The sequence below is a fragment of the Curvibacter gracilis ATCC BAA-807 genome (assembly GCF_000518645.1).
Classification (GTDB): Bacteria; Pseudomonadota; Gammaproteobacteria; order Burkholderiales; family Burkholderiaceae_C; genus Curvibacter; species Curvibacter gracilis.
In genome coordinates this window covers 219,821-238,803 of record NZ_JADZ01000012.1, presented here as the reverse complement: position 1 = coordinate 238,803, position 18,983 = coordinate 219,821, and the positions used below count along the sequence as shown (strand labels likewise).

The 18,983-nt window shown below is 66.4% G+C and carries 12 protein-coding genes and 1 riboswitch; of the genes, 6 read left to right on the top strand and 6 right to left on the bottom strand.

Annotated elements, in window-relative coordinates:
• Positions 1-19: 19 nt before the first annotated feature.
• Positions 20-1,957, bottom strand: coding sequence for an excinuclease ABC subunit UvrC (uvrC, locus tag L880_RS0110770; RefSeq protein ID WP_027475688.1), 1,938 nt, complete (start codon positions 1,955-1,957; stop codon positions 20-22).
• A gap of 91 nt (positions 1,958-2,048) precedes the next feature.
• Between uvrC and earP the strand changes: the two genes are divergently transcribed.
• The 3 genes from earP to L880_RS0110755 all read left to right on the top strand — a co-directional run bounded on the left by earP (position 2,049) and on the right by L880_RS0110755 (position 4,873).
• Positions 2,049-3,131 (top strand): elongation factor P maturation arginine rhamnosyltransferase EarP, encoded by a 1,083-nt coding sequence (gene earP / locus L880_RS0110765; protein ID WP_027475687.1) that lies wholly within the window; start codon positions 2,049-2,051, stop codon positions 3,129-3,131.
• A 182-nt stretch (positions 3,132-3,313) separates the two neighbouring features.
• The gene (efp, locus tag L880_RS0110760) at positions 3,314-3,868 is read left to right on the top strand and encodes an elongation factor P (protein WP_027475686.1); all 555 of its coding nucleotides are present in this window, start codon (positions 3,314-3,316) and stop codon (positions 3,866-3,868) included.
• A 117-nt stretch (positions 3,869-3,985) separates the two neighbouring features.
• Positions 3,986-4,873 carry an NUDIX hydrolase gene (locus tag L880_RS0110755; RefSeq protein WP_342669165.1) on the top strand — a complete coding sequence of 296 codons (888 nt, stop codon included), beginning with the start codon at positions 3,986-3,988 and terminating at the stop codon, positions 4,871-4,873.
• Positions 4,874-4,900: 27 nt separating this feature from the next.
• Here L880_RS0110755 and L880_RS0110750 read toward each other — a convergent pair whose 3' ends face one another.
• From L880_RS0110750 to L880_RS0110740, 3 genes are all read right to left on the bottom strand, one after another.
• Positions 4,901-5,395, bottom strand: coding sequence for a GNAT family acetyltransferase (locus L880_RS0110750; protein ID WP_245615076.1), 495 nt, complete (start codon positions 5,393-5,395; stop codon positions 4,901-4,903).
• 19 nt (positions 5,396-5,414) lie between these two features.
• Positions 5,415-8,114 (bottom strand): DUF349 domain-containing protein, encoded by a 2,700-nt coding sequence (locus L880_RS0110745; protein ID WP_245615074.1) that lies wholly within the window; start codon positions 8,112-8,114, stop codon positions 5,415-5,417.
• Between the two features lie 243 nt (positions 8,115-8,357).
• Positions 8,358-12,146, bottom strand: coding sequence for a DUF748 domain-containing protein (locus L880_RS0110740; RefSeq protein ID WP_027475682.1), 3,789 nt, complete (start codon positions 12,144-12,146; stop codon positions 8,358-8,360).
• A 687-nt stretch (positions 12,147-12,833) separates the two neighbouring features.
• On the opposite strand from L880_RS0110740, the gene L880_RS0110735 reads away from it, so the two are divergent.
• The 3 genes from L880_RS0110735 (at position 12,834) to nrdR (ending at position 15,620) form a co-directional block, all read left to right on the top strand.
• Positions 12,834-13,658, top strand: a complete 825-nt coding sequence (locus L880_RS0110735; RefSeq protein WP_027475681.1) for a lytic transglycosylase domain-containing protein — start codon at positions 12,834-12,836, stop codon at positions 13,656-13,658.
• Between the two features lie 67 nt (positions 13,659-13,725).
• A riboswitch (ZMP/ZTP riboswitch) is annotated at positions 13,726-13,860 on the top strand.
• A 45-nt stretch (positions 13,861-13,905) separates the two neighbouring features.
• Entirely contained in the window at positions 13,906-15,150 is a 1,245-nt protein-coding gene (glyA, locus tag L880_RS0110730; RefSeq protein WP_027475680.1) for a serine hydroxymethyltransferase, read from the top strand.
• Positions 15,151-15,170: 20 nt separating this feature from the next.
• The gene (gene nrdR / locus L880_RS0110725) at positions 15,171-15,620 is read left to right on the top strand and encodes a transcriptional regulator NrdR (RefSeq protein WP_019574559.1); all 450 of its coding nucleotides are present in this window, start codon (positions 15,171-15,173) and stop codon (positions 15,618-15,620) included.
• A 69-nt stretch (positions 15,621-15,689) separates the two neighbouring features.
• Here the strand turns inward: nrdR and L880_RS0110720 are convergent, their stop codons facing one another.
• Entirely contained in the window at positions 15,690-17,675 is a 1,986-nt protein-coding gene (locus tag L880_RS0110720) for an alkyl/aryl-sulfatase (RefSeq protein ID WP_027475679.1), read from the bottom strand.
• A 125-nt stretch (positions 17,676-17,800) separates the two neighbouring features.
• Positions 17,801-18,970, bottom strand: a complete 1,170-nt coding sequence (locus tag L880_RS0110715; protein WP_027475678.1) for an MFS transporter — start codon at positions 18,968-18,970, stop codon at positions 17,801-17,803.
• Positions 18,971-18,983: the final 13 nt, after the last annotated feature.

Here is an 18,983-nt window from a genome sequence, read left to right as displayed (position 1 = left end):
TCGGTGCCCCGGCGCCAGCTCAGCGCAAGGCCCGGTAGATCTCTTCGGCAAGGTCGCGCGAGATGCCCTCGACCGTGCACAGGTCCTCCACGCTGGCCGCGGCCACCCCCCGCACGCCACCGAAGCGCTGCAACAGACGGGCGCGCTTCTTGGGGCCGACGCCCGCGATGTCTTCCAGGCGGCTGGCACCCACCCGCACCTTGGCGCGCTGGGCCCGCATGCCGGTGATGGCAAAGCGGTGCGCCTCATCCCGGATCTGGGCCACCAGCATCAGCGCCGCGGAATCACGCCCCAGGTAGACCTTGTCGCGACCGTCCGCAAACACCAGCTCCTCCAGGCCCACCTTGCGCCCCTCACCCTTTTCCACCCCCACGATGACGGACAGGCTCAGGCCCAAGGATTCAAACACCTCGCGCGCCATCGACACCTGCCCCTTGCCGCCGTCCACCAGCACCAGATCCGGCAGCCTCGCCTGGCCCGGTGCCGGGGCGGCACCGCCCGCTTCGCGCATGGCCTCGGCCACCTTGGCGTAGCGGCGCGTCAAGACCTGGCGCATGGCCGCGTAGTCGTCCCCGCCCGTGATGCCCTCGATGTTGAAACGGCGGTACTCGCTGTTCTGCATCTTGTGGTGCTGGAACACCACGCAAGAGGCCTGGGTCGCCTCTCCCGCCGTGTGCGAGATGTCAAAGCACTCGATGCGAAACGCGTCCAGGTCCTCGGGCTCCAGATCCAGCGCCTCGACCAGCGCCCGGGTGCGGGCCTGCTGCGATCCTTCCTCGGACAACAGCCGGGCCAGCTGCAGATCGGCATTGGTCTGCGCCATCTCCAGCCAGATGCGGCGTTGCTCGCGCGGGTTGTGCACGGCGGCGATGCGCACACCGGTCTGCTCCGACAAGGTGGCCAGCAGCCGCTTGTTGACCGGCACGCTGGTCACCAGCAGCGGAGGCACCGGCACCCCAGGGTAATGCTGGGCGATGAAGGCCTCCAGCACCCGCACCTCCACCGGCAACTCGGCGGCCCCCTCGGCGGAGGCACCGGCGTCGGCCGGCGCATCCGCATCGTCCAGCAGACCGAGGTTGACCGCATCCTCGACATGCACCGGAAAATACGGCCGATCGCCCAGGTGCCGCCCACCGCGCACCATGGCCAAATTGACGCACGCGCGCCCGCCCTGCACCCTCACGGCCAGGATGTCTGCGTCCTGGTCCGAGCCGGTGTCCACCGCCTGCTGGTGCAAAACCCGCGACAAGGCGCTCATCTGGTTGCGGATCTCGGCCGCCTGCTCGAACTCCAGCCGCTCGGCATGCGCCATCATGCGCGACTCCATCTCAGCCATCACCGCCTGGGCTTCGCCCCGCAGGAAACGCTCGGCGTCGGCCACATCACGGGCGTATTCTTCAGCCGACACCAAGTCCACACACGGCCCCGAACAACGCTTGATCTGGTAGAGCAGGCAAGGCCGGCTGCGGTTGTTGAACACGGTGTCCTCACAGGTGCGCAGTCGAAACACCTTTTGCAGCAGCTGGATGGTCTCCTTCACCGCCCAGGCACTGGGGTAAGGGCCGAAGTAGCGGTGCTTTTTTTCAACGGCACCCCGGTAATAGGCCATGCGCGGGTAGGCATGGCTGGCCAGCTTGAGGTAGGGGTAGCTCTTGTCGTCCCGGAACAGGATGTTGTACTTGGGGTTCTGCGTCTTGATGAGGTTGTTTTCCAGCAGCAGCGCCTCGGCCTCGGAGCGCACCACCGTGGTCTCCATGCGTGCGATCTTGCTGACCATGTGACCGATGCGGGTGCCCCCGTGGTCTTTCTGGAAATAGCTCGAGACCCGGCGCTTCAGGTTGAGGGCCTTGCCCACGTAGAGCAAGCCCCCCTCGGCATCGAAATACCGGTAGACACCCGGCAGGGCGGGCAAGGCGGCCACTTCGGACAGCAGCTGTTCGGAATGCACATCAGACATGGGGGCGTATTGTGGCGCCACCCGGCCCGCCAGCGGCGACAATGCGCCCCAATCCAATCCCCTGTGCGCGGCCAGCCTTGCACTCTCCAACATGCTTTGGGACATTTTCTGCACCGTCATCGACAACCATGGCGACCTGGGCGTCTGCTGGCGCCTGTCGGCCGAACTGGCGCGCCGCGGCGAACAGGTGCGGCTGTGGGTCGACGATGGCAGCGCCCTGGCCTGGATGGCACCACAAGGGCAGGCCGGGGTCACCGTTCTGCCCTGGCTCAACCCCCTGCCCGCCGACAGGCTCGCCTCGCTGGCGCCGGCCGATGTGCTGGTCGAGGCCTTTGGCTGCGAGATCGATGCAGGCCTGCTGGCCCGGCACCGGGCCCTGCGACCTGAGCAGCCTCCGGTGTGGATCAACCTCGAGTACCTGTCGGCCGAGGCCTGGGTGGAACGCTGCCACGCCCTGCCCTCGCCGGTGATGAACGGCCCAGCGGCCGGCTGGACCAAATGGTTCTTCTACCCCGGCTTCACACCTGCCACCGGGGGGCTGATGCGCGAGCCCGGCGTGGCTGATGAGCCCACACCCGAATGGCGGCTGACCCAACGCCAGTGCCTGGGCACTCAGGCCCAGCATTGCCTGGTCTCGCTGTTCTGTTACGAGCCCCCTGCCCTGCCCGCGCTGCTGGCGCGCTGGCAGACCGAAGGCCAGGGCGGGCAACCCGTGCACCTGCTGGTCATGCCGGGCCGCCCTGCCGCCGCCGTGCGGGCCACGCAAGCCGAGATCCCCGCTGTCTCAGAAGGCTCCGGTCAGCTGCGCCTGGCCTGGCCCGAACCGGTGCCCCAACCCGAGTTCGATCGCACCCTGCGCGCCTGCGACCTGAATTTCGTGCGGGGCGAAGACTCGGTGGTGCGCGCGCTGTGGGCTGGGCGGGCCCTGGTCTGGCACATCTATCCGCAAGACGACGAGGCCCACCGAGACAAGCTCGGCGCCTTTCTCGACTGGCTCGACGCGCCGCCCTCGCTGAGGCAGTTTCACGAGGTCTGGAACGGGCTGAGCACCGCAGCGCTGCCCCCGATCGACGTGCCCGAATGGCAAGCCTGCGTGCAGGCGGCACGCGCCAAACTGCTGACCCAAAGCGATCTGGTCACACAGCTTCTTCGTTTTTGCACAGAAAAACGATAAAATCCTGGGTTTTGCGCAGCACGGGCGTTTCAGCTCAAAGCCTGCTGGTGCGCAGTTCCCCGGACAGCGCCGCATCGGCTCTGCTGTATCTACTGGAAACAGTGGGACACAGTGAAGAATGACGGCAGCGCGCCAGGAAACCCCGATTCAAGCCCAACAGGCCCGCAGGGCCCTACATTTTTATGAAAATTGCTCAAGAAATCCGCGCCGGCAACGTGATCATGCACGGCAAGGACCCGATGGTCGTGCTGAAGACTGAATACAGCCGTGGCGGCCGCAACTCGGCCACCGTGCGCATGAAGCTCAAGAGCCTGATCGCCAACTTCGGCACCGAAGTCGTGTTCAAGGCCGACGACAAGATGGACCAGGTCATTCTGGACAAAAAGGATTGCACCTACTCGTACTTCGCCGACCCCATGTATGTCTGCATGGACAGCGAATACAACCAGTACGAAGTCGAAGCCGAAAACATGGGCGACGCCCTGAACTACCTCGAAGACGGCATGGCTGTTGAAGTGGTGTTCTACGAAGGCAAGGCCATCTCGGTCGAACTGCCCACCAGCATCGAACGCGAAATCACCTGGACCGAGCCCGCCGTCAAGGGCGACACCTCCGGCAAGGTCATGAAGCCCGCCAAGATCGCCACCGGCTTCGAAATCCCGGTGCCGCTGTTCGTCTCGCAAGGCGACCGCATCGAAATCGACACCCGCACCGGCGAATACCGCAAGCGTGTGTAAGCGGCCCCGGCCACTGTTTGAAAGCCACCCTCGGGTGGCTTTTTTCATGGGTCATCGCGGAAAACCCGGACACCCAGGCGGCACACACGGCCGTCCGTGACCGCGACAATGCCCATCATGGTCATCGAAATCAACTCAGAAGCCGTGCTGGGCGCTCCCAGCCCCTCCTCCTCCGTGATCGTGCTGCGGGACGGCCCTGCTGGCCTCGAGGTGCTGCTGCTGCGCCGACACAGCCGTTCCGCGGTGCTGGGCAATGCCCACGTCTTTCCGGGTGGCAAGCTGGATGCCACCGACGAACAAGCGCTGGCCTTGGCCTGCGACCAACCGATCGAGCACCTGCCCAGCACCCTCAACGAACCCGACCTGCCCCCCGCCACCGCCCTGGGCCTGTATGTGGCGGCCCTGCGGGAAACCTTCGAAGAATGCGATCTGCTGCTGGGGAGCCCCGCCCAAGGTGAAGCCCTGCAACAGGTGCTGGACCGCCTTCATGCGGCACAGCCGCTGCTCGGCACCTTCGAAGCTCTGGGCTTGCCCCTGCCCACGCGGGCCCTGCAACCCTGGTCGCGCTGGATCACGCCCAAGGTGCCCTCGGTGACCAACAAGCGCTTTGACACCCGGTTCTTCGTGTCCAAGGCACCTGTCGGCCAGATTGCGGCCCATGACAACCACGAAGCCACCGAGACCCTGTGGATCCGCCCTGCCGAAGCCCTGCAGCGCTACTGGAACCACGACATGGACCTGGCGCCACCGCAGATCATGACCCTGAGCCAGTTGGCGCGCTTCGAACAGGCCGATGAGGCACTGGCCAGCGCCCGGCAACGCGCACCGGCCCTGATCGAGCCCGAACCCTTCGACCAGGACGGCCAACGGGTGATCTGCTACCCGGGTGACCCGCGGCACAGCCGGTCCGAGCCGATCTGGCAGGGGCCGACACGGCTCACCTACCGCAACCGGCGCTTCGAGCCCGAAGGCGGTCTGGCTGCGCTGCTGCCAGGGGGTGTTTGAGCCCGCGCAGACCTCGGGCACTGAAGATCAGGCGTCAGGGATCAGGCGCTTGCCCAGGCTGACCGAGGCGTCAGCACTGAAACCCAGGCGGGCATAGAAATCGAGCACAGCCGTGTTCTCGGAGCGCACCATCAGATTGATCTTGGGGCAACCGAGCGCCAGCAACTGGGCCTCGACCCGCTGCATCAGCAGGCGGCCCAGGCTGTGACGCTGCCAGGCCGGGTCGACCGCCAAGTAGTACACCCAGCCCCGGTGGCCGTCATAGCCCGCCATCACGGTACCGATCAGCCGCTCGGCCTCGCCTGGCTGGGCACCAGGCAGCACCGCCACCAGAAACAGCTCGGGTTGCTCAGCCAACTTGCGGGCGATGTCCTTGTGGGGATCGTTCCAGGGCCTGAGCAGGCCGCAGGCGCCCCACAGGGCCACCGCCGCCGGCTCATCGGCCGGATGGAACACCCGGATGGTGAGCCCGGGCAGCGGCGCACGTTCCGGCACACCGGCTTTCGAAGACGTGTCAGACACGAGCCGCCCCCTCACGCGATCAGCGCAGCAAGGCCTTGAGGGCGTTCTGCAGGCGGCGCGCCGTGGCCGGGTCGCTGGCCGAGGCCAGCACCGTGGCCGCATCCTGGCCCCAGGTCTGTTGTGGCGAGGGGTCGTTGCGGCGGGTCAGCAACTGCAACTGCAATGTGCGGCGTGCGTTGATGTGCTCGGCCGGTGTCGGCACTTCGGCCGCCATCTCGAGGCGCAACAAGGCGGTGGACGCATCACCCTTGGGCGCGGCGCCAATGGCTTGGCTCCAGGCCCCGCGCACGGCAGGGCTGACCCGACCGCCCAGTTCCTGGGTGCCCGGCAGCTGCGCGGGATCACGTTGTTCCCAGGCGCCCAACAACTGGGTCAGCGCCTCGCCATGGGCCTGGGCTGCCAGCTTGCGCAGGGCCAGCTGGGCGTGCTCCAGCGCCTCGCGCTGGGCGCGGAAGGCGGTGTCACCCAGACGCGGGCCACGGTCTTCGCGGGGTGCGCCACGATCACCGCGGTCGCCACGGTCAAAACGGGGGCCGCCACGCGCGTCATCGCGCGGGCCACGGGCGCCGTCACGACCTCCATCGCGGCGCTCCCCTGGGCGACCTGGGCGACCGGCCGGTGCCGGCTCAGCCTTCTTCATGCCGGGGCGGTCATCACCGCGCACGGCCACCACCTTGCGCGGAGCGGGAGCGGGCTTCGGAGCCTCTTCGGCGGGGGCCTGCTCGGCAGTGCTCTCAGCCGCATCGGCAGCCACGGGCGCTTCAGCAGCCGGCGCCGCTTCGGCGCCTTCGGCGGCCACAGCGGCCGCCACGGCTTGCTGGGCCTGGGCCTGGCCGCGCAGGGCCGCGTCCAGCGCCGCCATGGCGGCACGGATCTTCTGGGCATCGCCGCTGGCATTGGCCGCTTCGAGGGCCTTGGCAGCGTCCAGCACCACCTTGTCGCGTTCGCTCAGGGCGGCCGAGGCTTTTTCACGCTCGGCACTCTTGCGGTTGAAGGCTTCGTCAATCGGCTTGCGGAAGGTGTCCCACAGCTTTTGTTCATGTTTGCGGTCCAGCGGCACGGCCTGGGCCTCAGCCTGCCAGCGCTGCTGCAGGGCCTTGACGGCGTCGACGCGCAGCGAGGCTGCAGCGCCCAGGGCCTTGGCCTCTTCGATCATGGCGTGGCGCACGGCCAGGCTGGCTTTCTGGGCCGCTTCCAGGGGTGCGGCAGCGGCGGCGATGGCCTCCTTCCAGAGCGGCTGGATTTCGGCAAAGGCCTTTTCACCCAGGTGCCCGGCGTCGCGCCAGCGGTCGCTGAATTGGTACAAGGCGCGGTTGATGGCCTTCCAGTCGGTGCTGGCGGCATGGGCTGCAGCCCAGGCCTTGAGCTCTTCGATCAGTGCCAGACGCTGGGCCTTGTGTTCGGCAGCATCGGTCTTGATCTTCTCGAGCCAGGCTTCGACCACCTTGTGGGCTTCGTTGCAAGCTTCGTCAAAACGCTTCCAGAGGGCATGGTTTGGCGCACCGCCTTGGTCGGTCTGCTTCCACTGGTCGCGCAGGGCACGCAGGGTCTCCTGCATCTTGCGCCCGCCCAGGGCCTGACCTTCAGGGCGGTTCAGCAGGGCTTCAGCGCGGCCCACCAGGGCCTCGCGCACCTGATCGGCACTCCAGCGCTGCCAGCCTTCGAGTTCGCCGGCCGCCACCAGGGCGGTGTGCACCTGGTGCTCCAGGGCGGCATCGATCAGCTTGCCATGGTCCTTGAGCACGGCACGCAGGGCGGACGCCGCACCGGCGCTGCCCTTGCCATGACCTTCGGCGGTTTCCTTTTCGAGGCGTTCCAGGGCCTGACGGACGATGTTCGAGGCCTTGTTGCGCAACTCGGGAGGCACGGCCGGGCGCGCAACGCGGGCCGGCTTGGCGGCTGCAGCGCTGGCGGCAGCGGCTTCAGAGGCTTCGGTGGGCAGGCCACGGGCCACGCGCAGCTCATCGGCCCAGACGGGCACGGTGGGCAGAGGGGCTGCGGCATCCTCAGAGGCGGCCAAGGCTTGGGCAATGGCCACCTGGAAAGCCTCCCAGACCACCAGCAACTGGGCGCGGGACGCGTCCAGCATGGGCGGGAAGCGGGCGTCGACGCTGGCCCAGGCACCGTCGCCGGTGAGGCCTTGCGCCTGGTCCTGCCAGGCCTGCACGTCACCGCGCAAGCCTTCGAGCACGGCATGGGCATCGCGCCAGGGCTTGGTGGAGAGCACTTCGATGCGTTGGGCCAGCAGCACGGCGGCCTCACGCTGCACCTGAACGCGGTGCTGCAGGTCTTCGATCACCTTGACGCGATCGGCCAGCTGCACCTTGAGCACCGACAGCGGCTCGCGGCTCAGCGGAGCGCCGGCCTTGGCGGCATCGCGCTGCCAGGCCATGGCGTCGGCAATGTTCAGCCGGGATGCCGACAGCAGCGCCTGGGCCTTCTCGGCCCACTCGGCCGCAATCACTTCCTGGCCCTTGGCGCGCTTGAGCTCGTCCAGGCGCTCACGCACGGGGCGCGCTGCCCCCTTGTCGCGCACGCTGAGTTCCTTGAACACCTCCTGCAATTGGCTTTCGGCCGGATTGCCCGCCAGCCACTCGCGGATGCGCGAGGAGCGCTCACCCGAGGTGGGGGCAGAAAAGGCACCGCCCGTGAGCGCGTCCAGCGGGTGGACTTCTTGGGCTTTGGCCGGAGCCGGGTTCACTTCAGGAGCTTCGGACATTTTGTTGCGGGAAGAAAAACTGAACATTTTGTAGGTCGGTAAACACGGCGCGCCGCCGGATCAGGCGGGCACGACGCCGTGACGCAGACATTTGCGGCACGGAATCAAAGCGCTATTTTCGCCGGAATTGGACAAGCCCCTCCAAACCGGCCCGGTGAAAGATGTCAACAGTGTTGCTGAGGGGCTCCAAAGCAGGCCTGCAACAGCCTTCCAGCGGGGCCTGGAGCCCATCGAACGCCCCCTTCAACGCGTGTCCAGCAGCAGTTCGGCCGAGGGGGTCCATGCGCCTTCGTTGCGCAAGGTCTTGGGCGCCCCCAGGAACAGGCGATTCACCGCCACCGCGCGGCCCAGCAAATAGTCACGAACCACCACACCCCGCTCCACCGCCAGGGCCTGCAGAAGATCGTCCGACACCGGCACACTGGCCAGCAGCAGCGCCTCCATCTCGGGCCCCGGCAGATCCTTGGCCATGCCCAGCAGGTTGCGAGGCTTGGGCAGATCGGCGCGCTGGTACACGGCTTTGAGCAAAGCGGGCTGCTCCGCCTCGGTCACAGCCTCCACCTCGGTGCCCTTGTGCCCCGCCAGCACAGCCTGCCGACGCTTCTCGGCCAGCATCATCTGCGCCAGTTGCTGACGGCGATAGCCCTCGCGCTCCACCTGCACATTGACCTGCCCCACCACGGTGAGCTTGAGTGCAGGCCGGTCCTGCAAGGCCTGAGCGACCTTGTCCAGGCGTTGTCGGGCATCGGGCATCAGATCGGCGCCTCCCGGCGCGAAGGCGATTTCATTGCTCTCGGAATGCCCCCCGCCGAATGCACTGGCCAGCAGGCTGAAAGGCGAGGTGATGGCCTTGGCCACCAGATTCAACAACAGCCGCCCCACGATGGGCGCCAGGCGGAAATCCGGGTCGTTGAGCGAACCACTGATGGGCAGGTTGATGTCGATCACCCCATCGCGGTCGGCGAGCAAGGCCACGGCCAGCTTCACCGGCAGCGAGGCAGGCGCCCCTTCAACCTGCTCGCCAAAGCTGAGCTGGTTCAGGATGATGTTGTTGCTCGCGTTGAGGCGGCCATCCGGGTCGATCTTGTAGGCCACGTTGACGCTGAGTTTGCCGCGCTCGATGCCATGGCCCGCGTACTTGATGGTGTAGGGCGAAAGTGGCGGCAGATCCAGCTCGCGCACCTTGCCCTGGATGTCCAGCGCCAGCGGTGTGGCCAGCGGATTGAGCTTGCCCGACACCTCCAGCGAGGCCGTGCCCTCGGCCCGCCCCCGCAGCTCGAGATCGGCCAGGCCGGCGCTGCCAGCCTCCAGCACCGACGAGAAGGCCCCCAGGCGCCCCGTCAACTCGCTGAGACTGGCCGAGTAGTTGGGCCGGACAAAACGATCGGAGAACAACACCCGCCCATTGAGCAAGGTGATCGGGCCCATGCGGATCACGGGCTTGCTGGCTGCAGCCGACACCGGTGCAGGCTGCGCGGGCGGCACCTTCGCCGCCGCGGCACCCTTGACCGGCGTGGGCTCCGGCGCGCTGCTGCGCATCAGATTCTGCAAATTGATGCGCCCCTGGTCGTTGATCACCACACGGGCATAGAAGTCGCTCAACGCGGTTTCGCTGATCCCCAAGGTGAGCGGCGTGCCGGGCTGCAGGGCCAGGTCAATGCCCCGCAGGCTCAGGGCCTTCCAGCTCAACAGCTCGTCACTGGTGGGCGGTCCGGCGTCCGTGCCGACCTGGGCCAGCACGCTGTTGGCCCGCACATCCTCCAGCGCACCGTCCCCCTTGACCCGCACGGTGGCGCCGGCAGCGGCCACCGCCACGTCCACGCTGCCCCGGAAACTCGCATCGGCCCGTGGCAGCTCCAGGTTCAACACGTCGCCAAAATAAGGCTCGACCGCATGCAAAGGCAAGCGGGTGAACTCCAGTCGCCCCTGGGTGGAAAACGGCACCAGCTTGACCCGGCCCTTGTAATCCAGGCGACCCGGCTCGGTGGCGGCCGCACCACCACGCCCCGGCGCGCCCACGCGGGCTGTGGCCTGAAGCTCGACCGGCTCCACGCCCAGCCCGGTCGGCCCACCGCTGAAGGGGCCCGCCTGCAACTGCAAAGCCGCCACATCCAGCGCCACCCCCGCAGGCTTTCTGGCCACCACCGCCGTGGCATCGCGCCAGCCCAGACTGCCATCGCGCAAGGCCAATTGCCCCAGACGCCATTGCCAACCGGCGGGTTGGGCGGAGGTCGCCGCCGCCCGATCCGCCACAGCCCCCGTGCCATGCGCCTGCGGCGCAGCGGCCGCGTCCTGGGCCTTGAGCCAGGGCTCGAACATCCAGTGCCCCTGCGCATCGCGGGCCACCGTGGCCCGGGGCCCACTGAGGCTCAGCACCCCCGCACTGGCCGTGCGCTGAGCCAGATCGACACGGGTGTCGCTCAGACTCAGTTGGTCCCACGCAGCCAGTTCTTGCTCACCCTGCTTCAGACGCAAGGCATCCACCGTGAGGCTGTTCAACTGGAAAGCCAGATCCGGGGCACGCCAGCCCAGGCCGCCCACCAGACTGAGCCGCCCTTGCAGGGTCGGGTTCAGGTAACGCGCCAGGTAGGGCGCAGCCACCGCCAGCGGCAAGCCCTCGGCCCGCAAGGCCACGGCAGCAGCCTGGTCGGTGCCCTGACCTGCGAAATGCAAGCGCCCGGACGCCGTGCCAGAAGCGGCGCCGACAGTGGAACGCTTGCCACTCGCCGAGTCGGCCGCCTTGCCCACGCCCTCTGCCGCGCCGCCCAACAGCAGGCTGCCTTGGAAGCGGGCCGGCGCCCGCAGGGGCCAATGCAGGGCCTCGACCTGCAGCGCCACATCAGAGGCCGAGAGCACGGCCGCAGGCTGGGTGCCCTCGTCTCGCCACCCCACCCGGGCGTGCTGCAGAGCGATGCGATCCACCTGAACGCTCCAGCCGACCTCGGCCGTGCTGGCCTTGGCAGGTACGGCTTCGGCCTTGCCTGCCGCTGCCGCTGCCATAGGGGCTGGGGCTGGGGGGGCCGAGGCCGTCAGCCAGGCGAACCGGCCGTTGGCGTCGCGACGCAGATCCAGAGACGGGCCCTCCCACTGCACCGAACGCACATGCACCGAGCGCTGCAAGGGCTGCAGCCCGGCCAGATCCACCACCAGCGACGGGAAGGCGAGCACAGGGCTGCCCAGCGCATCGTTCACACGCACATCGTGGGCACCCAGGGTGCCCGACAGCACCAGCTTGGGCTCGGGCGCCTGCTCGAACACGAGCTTCAGATCCGCCTCGAGTTGGCCCGCTGCCAGGCGCACCGGCAAGGCCTTGGGCCAATAGGGCAGAAAGGGCTTGAGATCGAGCCGCGCCATGCGCGCCTGCACTTCCGCGTGGCGGCTGTCAGCAAAGGGTGTGGCCTGGGCGGACCAGTCAAAGGCAGCCCTGTCCAGTTGAAACGCCAGGCGTGGCTGCACCAGCACCGCACGGCCCGAATCAAAATTGCTGAGAAAGGGCAGCCCCAGTTGCAGCGCCGTCAGGTGGTGGTCCTGGCCGGCCACGGTATCGCGAAAGTCGATCGCCCCCTCCAGCAGACTCAGGTTGTGCAGGGCAAAGCGCAAAGGTGCCGCGGCCGGATCCGAGGGCTTGCTGGCCAACGCGATCAAATCATCGATGTCGTAATGCCCAGGCTGGGTGTGGGTCAGCAGCAGGCGGGGCCGCTCGACCACCAGGGCATCGAGCACCGGCGCCAGGCGCACCAGGGACTGAAGCTCCATGTCTATATAGAGACGCTCCACAGCCAGTTGCTCGGCATCTCCATCGAGGGTGCGGACCACCAGATCACGCAGCGTGAGCTCCAGACTCCAGGGGCGGAAATCCACCTCGGCCACACTCACCTGCCGCCCCAGCGCCTCGCTGGCACGCGAGGCGACCAGATGCCGCAACAGTGAAGGCACCAGGGCCCAGGACAGAGCCCACACCACAAGGATGCCCACCACACAAAACACTGCCCGTCGCAACCACGGGTTCTTGCTCAAAGACGCCAGATTCATGGGCTGCATTGTGCTGCGGCCAGCGCCGGCACATCGAGGGAAATTTCACGAAAGCGTGCCCCAAGCGCCGGAACCTGCCAACAAGAAAGCCCGACAGACCGAACACTCGATCTGCCGGGCTTGACGGCTGGCTAAAGGGCCTTTGCCGTCAGACATGCAAGCGGGAGAGAACAGTCCCGGCTTGCAGGGAAGGCAAGAGATTGCCTTCAGGGTTTGTCGGGTTCGCTTCGTCATCGCCACCCCATCATACGCAGGGTGTGGACTGTCACTTGCCGACGGACGCCTGAAACGCTCAGGCCACTTCAGGATAGTTCGCACAAGAGCTGATTCAAGAAGGGATTTCCAATCGAGAGAGCGCTTTCGATTGGGTTTTGCAACGACTGTATGGACGTCCAGATTTGGGCTCCTATACCCCATTTTTAATATCGTTTTTGACATAACAAGTCAATTCAATACTGTTGACTTGTTATTTGCAATGCTTCTAGAATCCGCCCGTCCCCAAAAACAAGGGACAACCCGAACCCGCTGCCGACCCCGGCTAAGTCAGTTCACCCCTTTGCAACCCCCTTGGGTGCCCCGGTGAACCTGATGGCGTACCAATCCAAACGAGGGTTGGTTCACGGCACACACCGCTGCTTGCGCAGCCCGTGCCGCCGCGAACCACCCCACGCGTAGAAAGGAAGAGCTATGACAGCGTTAGGTCAAATCGCCCGAGGCTTGCGAACATTCGCATCCGATATCGCCGAAGGTTTTTTTGAGATCACACACAACGGTTTTGCCCTGCTGGGCCTCGCCGTCGCCTTTGCTGTGATCACCCTGACTGCCCGCCCTGACTTGCGTCAGGCTGGCGAAGAAGAATTGATGGGCTGGCTTCAGTCCCGTCAGGAAGCCCTCACCGGGCTTCAAAACGAACGCGACGCCCGTGAACGCGCGACCGCCACCGACCCCCGGGCCCTGCCCAAGTCGCAGGCGGCCGTGGCCTATTGGCTGAGCCGCAAGTACCGCGTGGCCCCCGAGCCCGTGAGCGCCCTCGTGGCCGAGGCCTGGGATGTGGGCAAGCGCAACAGCCTGGATCCGACGCTGATCCTCGCCATCATGGCGATCGAGTCGAGCTTCAATCCGTTCGCCCAGAGCGCCGTCGGTGCCCAGGGTCTGATGCAGGTCATGACCCAGGTGCACAGCGACAAGTACCAGGGTTTTGGCGGCCACCTGGCCGCCTTCGACCCGGTGGCCAATCTGCGGGTGGGTGTGAAGGTGCTGCAGGACTGCATCGCCCGTGCCGGCTCCATTGAAGGCGGCCTGCGCTTTTACGTGGGCGCAGCCAATGTCGAGGACGATGGCGGCTACACCGCCAAGGTGCTGGCCGAGCACAGCCGCCTGCAACAGGTGGCCGCCGGCCGCAACGTGCCCATCCTGACGCCGGTGCCGGCGGCCCCCGTGGCCCCTGCCCCGGCCCGTGCGGCAGCCGCTCCGGCTGCCACCGAGAAGGTCGCTCTGCTGAGCCAATCCTGAACACGCACTGCAGCAGAGCCGGCCACTGGAGGCCGGCATGCAGGCACGGCGCCGCATCAGTTACACTAGAACGGTACGCGACTGGCGATAGGCGCAGGCTTCAGCTTCATGAGGCCTTGCCGCTGACGTGGGGTTACCACTGGGAAGCGTGCCGCTCCAGGGCCTTGGCCCGAGCGATCAGCCGTTCGCCTGGGCAGCCCTTGTTCTTCTCTTCCGAGCAACAGGGACCACGTCTTTAAGGACTGCCATGTACAACCGCAACATCCTCGTCGAGCAAACCGATCCCGAAATCTTTGCTGCCATCCAGGCCGAGAACGCTCGCCAAGAGCACCACATCGAGCTGATCGCCAGCGAAAACTACGCCTCGCCCGCCGTCATGTGGGCCCAGGGCTCCCAACTCACCAACAAATACGCCGAAGGCTACCCGGGCCGCCGCTACTACGGTGGCTGCGAGCACGTGGACGTGGCTGAACAACTGGCCATCGACCGTGTCAAGCAGATCTTCGGTGCCGATGCCGCCAACGTGCAGCCCCATTGCGGCGCCTCGGCCAACGAAGCCGTCTTCCTGGCCTTCCTGAAACCCGGCGACACCATCATGGGCATGAGCCTGGCCGAAGGCGGCCACCTGACCCACGGCATGCCGCTGAACATGTCCGGCAAATGGTTCAACGTGGTCTCGTATGGCCTGGACGCCAACGAAGCCATCGACTACGACGCCATGGAGCGCAAGGCCCACGAGCACAAGCCCAAACTGATCGTGGCCGGTGCCTCGGCTTACAGCCTGCACATCGACTTCGCCCGCTTCGCCAAGGTGGCCAAGGATGTCGGCGCCATCTTCATGGTCGATATGGCCCACTACGCCGGCCTGATCGCCGCAGGCGTCTACCCCAACCCGGTGCCGCACGCCGATGTCGTGACCAGCACCACCCACAAGAGCCTGCGCGGCCCGCGTGGCGGCATCATCCTGATGAAGGCCGAGCACGAGAAGGCCATCAACAGCGCCATCTTCCCCGGCCTGCAAGGCGGCCCGCTGATGCACGTGATCGCGGCCAAGGCCGTGGCCTTCAAGGAAGCGCTGCAGCCTGAGTTCAAGGCCTACCAGCAGCAAGTGATCACCAACGCCCGCATCGTGGCCGAGACCCTGACCCAACGCGGTCTGCGCATCGTCAGCGGCGGCACCCAAAGCCACGTGATGCTGGTCGACCTGCGCGCCAAGGGCATCACCGGCAAGGAGGCCGAGGCCGTGCTGGGCGCTGCCCACATGACCATCAACAAGAACGCGATCCCCAACGACCCGGAAAAGCCGATGGTCACCAGCGGTATCCGCGTGGGCACCCCGGCCATGACCACCCGTGGTTTCAAGGACGAAGAGGCCCGCATCACCGCCAACCTGGTGGCCGACGTGCTGGACAACCCACGCGACGAAGCCAACATCGCGGCCGTGCGCGCCAAGGTCAACGCCCTGACCGCCCGCTTCCCCGTGTACCGTTAATTTTTGCTGGATCGCCACGGATGAAATGCCCCTTCTGCGGACACGCCGAAACCCAGGTGGTGGAAACACGTGTGTCTGAGGATGGCAACTTCATCCGCAGGCGTCGCCAGTGCGGTGCCTGCGAGAAGCGTTTCACGACCTACGAGCGGCCGGAGGTCAACTTTCCGGCCGTGGTCAAGAAAGACGGCCGGCGCATCGACTATGAGCATGCCAAGCTGCAGGCCTCGTTCAACCTGGCCTTGCGCAAGCGCCCGGTCAGCACGGTGCAGATCGACACGGCCATCGAGCGCATTGAAGAAAAGCTGCTCAACCTGGGGCAGCGCGAAATCGCCTCGCACCGCATCGGTGAGTTGGTGATGCGCGAGCTCAAGAAGATGGACAAGGTGGCCTACATCCGCTTTGCCAGCGTCTACCGCAGCTTTGAAGACATCGACGAGTTCAAGACCCTGGTCGATGAGGTTCGCAAGTAGGCCCTTGGCCCCATCCTGCGTTCACACCACCCCAACAGGCCCCGAGATTCGGGGCCTGTTTTTTTGGCCTCAGCGGCCCGCGGCCTGGCGCGGCGTGACCACCGGGAAGCTGGGCTGGAACTCGTCGATCAGGCCCAGCAGTTCACCCACTTTCTCGCCCTTGCCGGCGATCTGCACCTTGCCGGCGCCCACCGCATCACGCAGGCTCAATTGCTTGGTGTTGATGGCATCGAGCACGGTGCGCGGCAGGGTCAGCGTGGCGTCGGCCTGGGGATCGGTCTTGCCCTTCAGGTAGGTCAGGGCCGAGTTGTCCAGGGTCATGGCATAACGCTGCTGGGTGTCGGTGAACACCCAGTTCAGCACGATGGTCTTGCCCGCGGCGCGCTGCCCGTCCAGGCGCACCCCCATGAAGTCAAACAGGTTCTCGATCGACAGGGCCTGCACCACATCGGCACTGGAGCTGACGGTCGCGCCCTTGGGCACGCCGTTTCTCAACTCGCTGGCCCCTTGCAGGTAGGCGTTGCGCCAGGTGGCCGATTCGGCCTGGTAGCCCATCTGCTCCAGAGTGGCGGCCTGCAACTCACGGGCCTCGCGGTTGTCCGGGTCGCTGAACACGACCTGATTGACCACCTCGGCCACCCAGCGGTACTCGCCCTTGGCGAAATCGGCCCGGGCCTTGGCCAGCACAGCGTCGGCCCCGCCCATGTAGGCCACCCACTTGGCCGCAGCCGCCTGGGGCGGCAAGGGGTTGAGGTGGGCCGGGTTGGCGTCATACCAACCCAGATAGCGCTGATATACGGCGCGGGCGTTGTGGCTGACCGTGCCGTAATAGCCGCGGGCAAACCATTCGCCGGCCAGGCTGGGCGGCAGCACCAGCTCCTGGCCAATTTCATTGGGGGTGTAACCCTGGTTGAGCAGATGCAGGGTCTGGTCGTTGATGAACTTGTAGAGATCACGCTGCTTGCCCAGCACGCGGGTGATTTCAGCGCTGCCCCAGGTGGGCCAATGGTGCTGGGCCAGCATCACGTCAACCCGCCCGGCGTAGCGCTCACGCGCTTCGTTGAGGTAGCGGGCCCATTCATTGGCATCGCGCACCTGGGCGCCCCGCAAGGGGTAGAGGTTGTGCAGGGTGTGGGTGGCGTTCTCGGCCATGTTCAGGGCCCGCAGCTGCGGGTAGTACATGTGCATCTCGGCGGGCGCCTCGGTGCCCGGGGTCAGCTGAAACTCCACCTGCACCCCGTCGATCACCTCGTTCTGGATGGGCTGGGTGATCAGCCGGGTGGGCGCGATCAGCGTGACACGGCCCCGCGAGATGTACTTGCCCAGGCCGGCATCGACTTGCTGGCGCTCACCGCGCGGCAGCAGGTGCCCGAACTGGAACAGGGCACGCCGGCTCATCGCATTGCCGGCCAGCACGTTCTCGCTGACGGCCTCTTCCATGAAACCCTGCGGGGCATAGACGGCCACCCGCCCGGCGGCCACGTCCTCGGCCGAGGCCACGCCCTTCACGCCACCGTAATGGTCCACATGGCTGTGGCTGTAGATCACCGCCTTGACCGGCTTGTTGCCCCGGTGCTCCCGGTACAGGGCCAGACCAGCCGCGGCCACGGTGTCGGTGGTGAGGGGGTCGATCACGATGAGGCCGCTGTCACCCTCGATGATCGTCATGTTGGCAAGATCGAAACCCCGGATCTGGTAGATGCGGTCGGTGACCTTGAACAGCCCGTGCAGCATGTTCAACTGCGCCTGGCGCCACAGGCTGGGATTCACCGTGTCGGGCACCCGCTCCTGTTGCAGGAACTCGAAACCCTTCAGCGTCCAGGCCACACTGCCGTCTGGATTGCGGATGGTGGCGGCGTCGGGCAGGCTGGCGATGAAGCCCCGCTGGGCGGCCTCGAAATCGCGCCGGTCTTCGCGCGGCAGGCCTTTCAGGGCCTCGGCCTGGGCAGACACGGTGGCGGGTTGCGCTGGCAGCGGCTGTTGGGCCCAGCCCGATTGAAGCGTCAAGGCCAGCAGGCTCAAGCCCACGGGCGCGGCAAATGATCTGATTTTCAAGGTGCGTCTCCTCACAAAATGAACGCCGCACGATCCTAGGCCAGCGCCGGTGGCGCCAGGTTCACCGAGGTGACGGCATCCGAACAAAGGCAGCCGGGGCCGACTCCATGGCACCGAGACCAGGCTCAAGTGCGCAGATGGTGTGCCAGCCGGTACAGGCGCCAGGCGCAGGCACTGCCCAGCAAGGCCATGGCGCAAGCGGCCCAATACACGCTGGACAACCCGAAAGCCTTGGCCAGAAAGCCCCCGCCCAGCCCACCCGTCACGCCCGACAGGCCGTAGCCGATCACGGTGAACAAGGCCTGGCCCCTTCCGCGCAGGCGCGCCGGAAAGTAGTGCGACACCAACGCGATGCAGGCGGTGTGGTGGGCGGCAAACGTCAAGGCATGCACACACTGCACCACCAGCAGCACCGTCAGCGAGGCCCCAAAGGCCGCCGTGAAGCCCATGCGCACCGCCATGACCAGACCACACAGCACCAGCCAGCCAGTCAAGGGCCAGCGGGGCAGCCAACGGCTCTGGGTGAAGAACCAGCTCACCTCCACCACCACCGACATGGCCCACAGCACTCCGATCACAGCCTTGCTGTAGCCCAGCGAATCGAGGTAGAGCGAGAAAAAGACATACAGGCTGACGTGCGACAGCACATGAAAAAAGATCGAGGCGAAAAACCAGCGCACCTCAGGCTGGCGCAGCACGGGCCATACCGGCAGGTGTTCGTGGCGTGCCTGCTGCACAGCCTCACGGTGATCCGGCAGCCACCAGGTGCTGCCCACCACGGCCAGCAGGGTGAACAGGGTCCAGCCCGGGAAATGGCCCATGCCGAACCACTCGAACCAGCTGCCGGCCGCAAACACCGTCAACAAAAAGCCCAGCGAGCCCCAGAGGCGCACCCGTCCGTAGCGCCTGGCGTCAAACTGCCCTCCCTGGCTCACCAGATGGGCCATGGCGGCCTCGCTCATGGGCATCATGGCGCTGGTGTGCGAAAACATGAGCAGCAGCACCGCCCCCAGCCACCACACACCGGCCTGGGGCCACCACAGGCCCAGCGACAACAGCAACGCAGCCGTGGCGCTGTAACGCATCAGGCGCACGCGTTCGCCGGTGCGGTCAGACAGGGCGCCCCACACATAGGGCGCGAAAAGCCGGGTCAGCGACTGCGCCGAGGTCAGCAGGCTGATGGCCAGCAAGGGCAGGCCCAGATCCTTGAGCCACAGCGGGAGATAGGGGTTGAAAAACCCGATGTGCGCGAAGTAGCTGGCCGACAGCGCACCAAAGGGCAGCAAGGCACGCATGGACGCCGGCTGG

Excerpts from the sequence above, each read along its gene's own strand:
- uvrC (WP_027475688.1), bottom strand. The coding sequence starts at position 1,957 with ATGTCTGATGTGCATTCCGAACAGCTGCTGTCCGAAGTGGCCGCCTTG.
- earP (WP_027475687.1), top strand. The coding sequence starts at position 2,049 with ATGCTTTGGGACATTTTCTGCACCGTCATCGACAACCATGGCGACCTG.
- efp (WP_027475686.1), top strand. The coding sequence starts at position 3,314 with ATGAAAATTGCTCAAGAAATCCGCGCCGGCAACGTGATCATGCACGGC.
- L880_RS0110755 (WP_342669165.1), top strand. The coding sequence starts at position 3,986 with ATGGTCATCGAAATCAACTCAGAAGCCGTGCTGGGCGCTCCCAGCCCC.
- L880_RS0110745 (WP_245615074.1), bottom strand. The coding sequence starts at position 8,114 with ATGTCCGAAGCTCCTGAAGTGAACCCGGCTCCGGCCAAAGCCCAAGAA.
- L880_RS0110740 (WP_027475682.1), bottom strand. The coding sequence starts at position 12,146 with ATGAATCTGGCGTCTTTGAGCAAGAACCCGTGGTTGCGACGGGCAGTG.
- L880_RS0110735 (WP_027475681.1), top strand. The coding sequence starts at position 12,834 with ATGACAGCGTTAGGTCAAATCGCCCGAGGCTTGCGAACATTCGCATCC.
- glyA (WP_027475680.1), top strand. The coding sequence starts at position 13,906 with ATGTACAACCGCAACATCCTCGTCGAGCAAACCGATCCCGAAATCTTT.
- nrdR (WP_019574559.1), top strand. The coding sequence starts at position 15,171 with ATGAAATGCCCCTTCTGCGGACACGCCGAAACCCAGGTGGTGGAAACA.
- L880_RS0110715 (WP_027475678.1), bottom strand. The coding sequence starts at position 18,970 with ATGCGTGCCTTGCTGCCCTTTGGTGCGCTGTCGGCCAGCTACTTCGCG.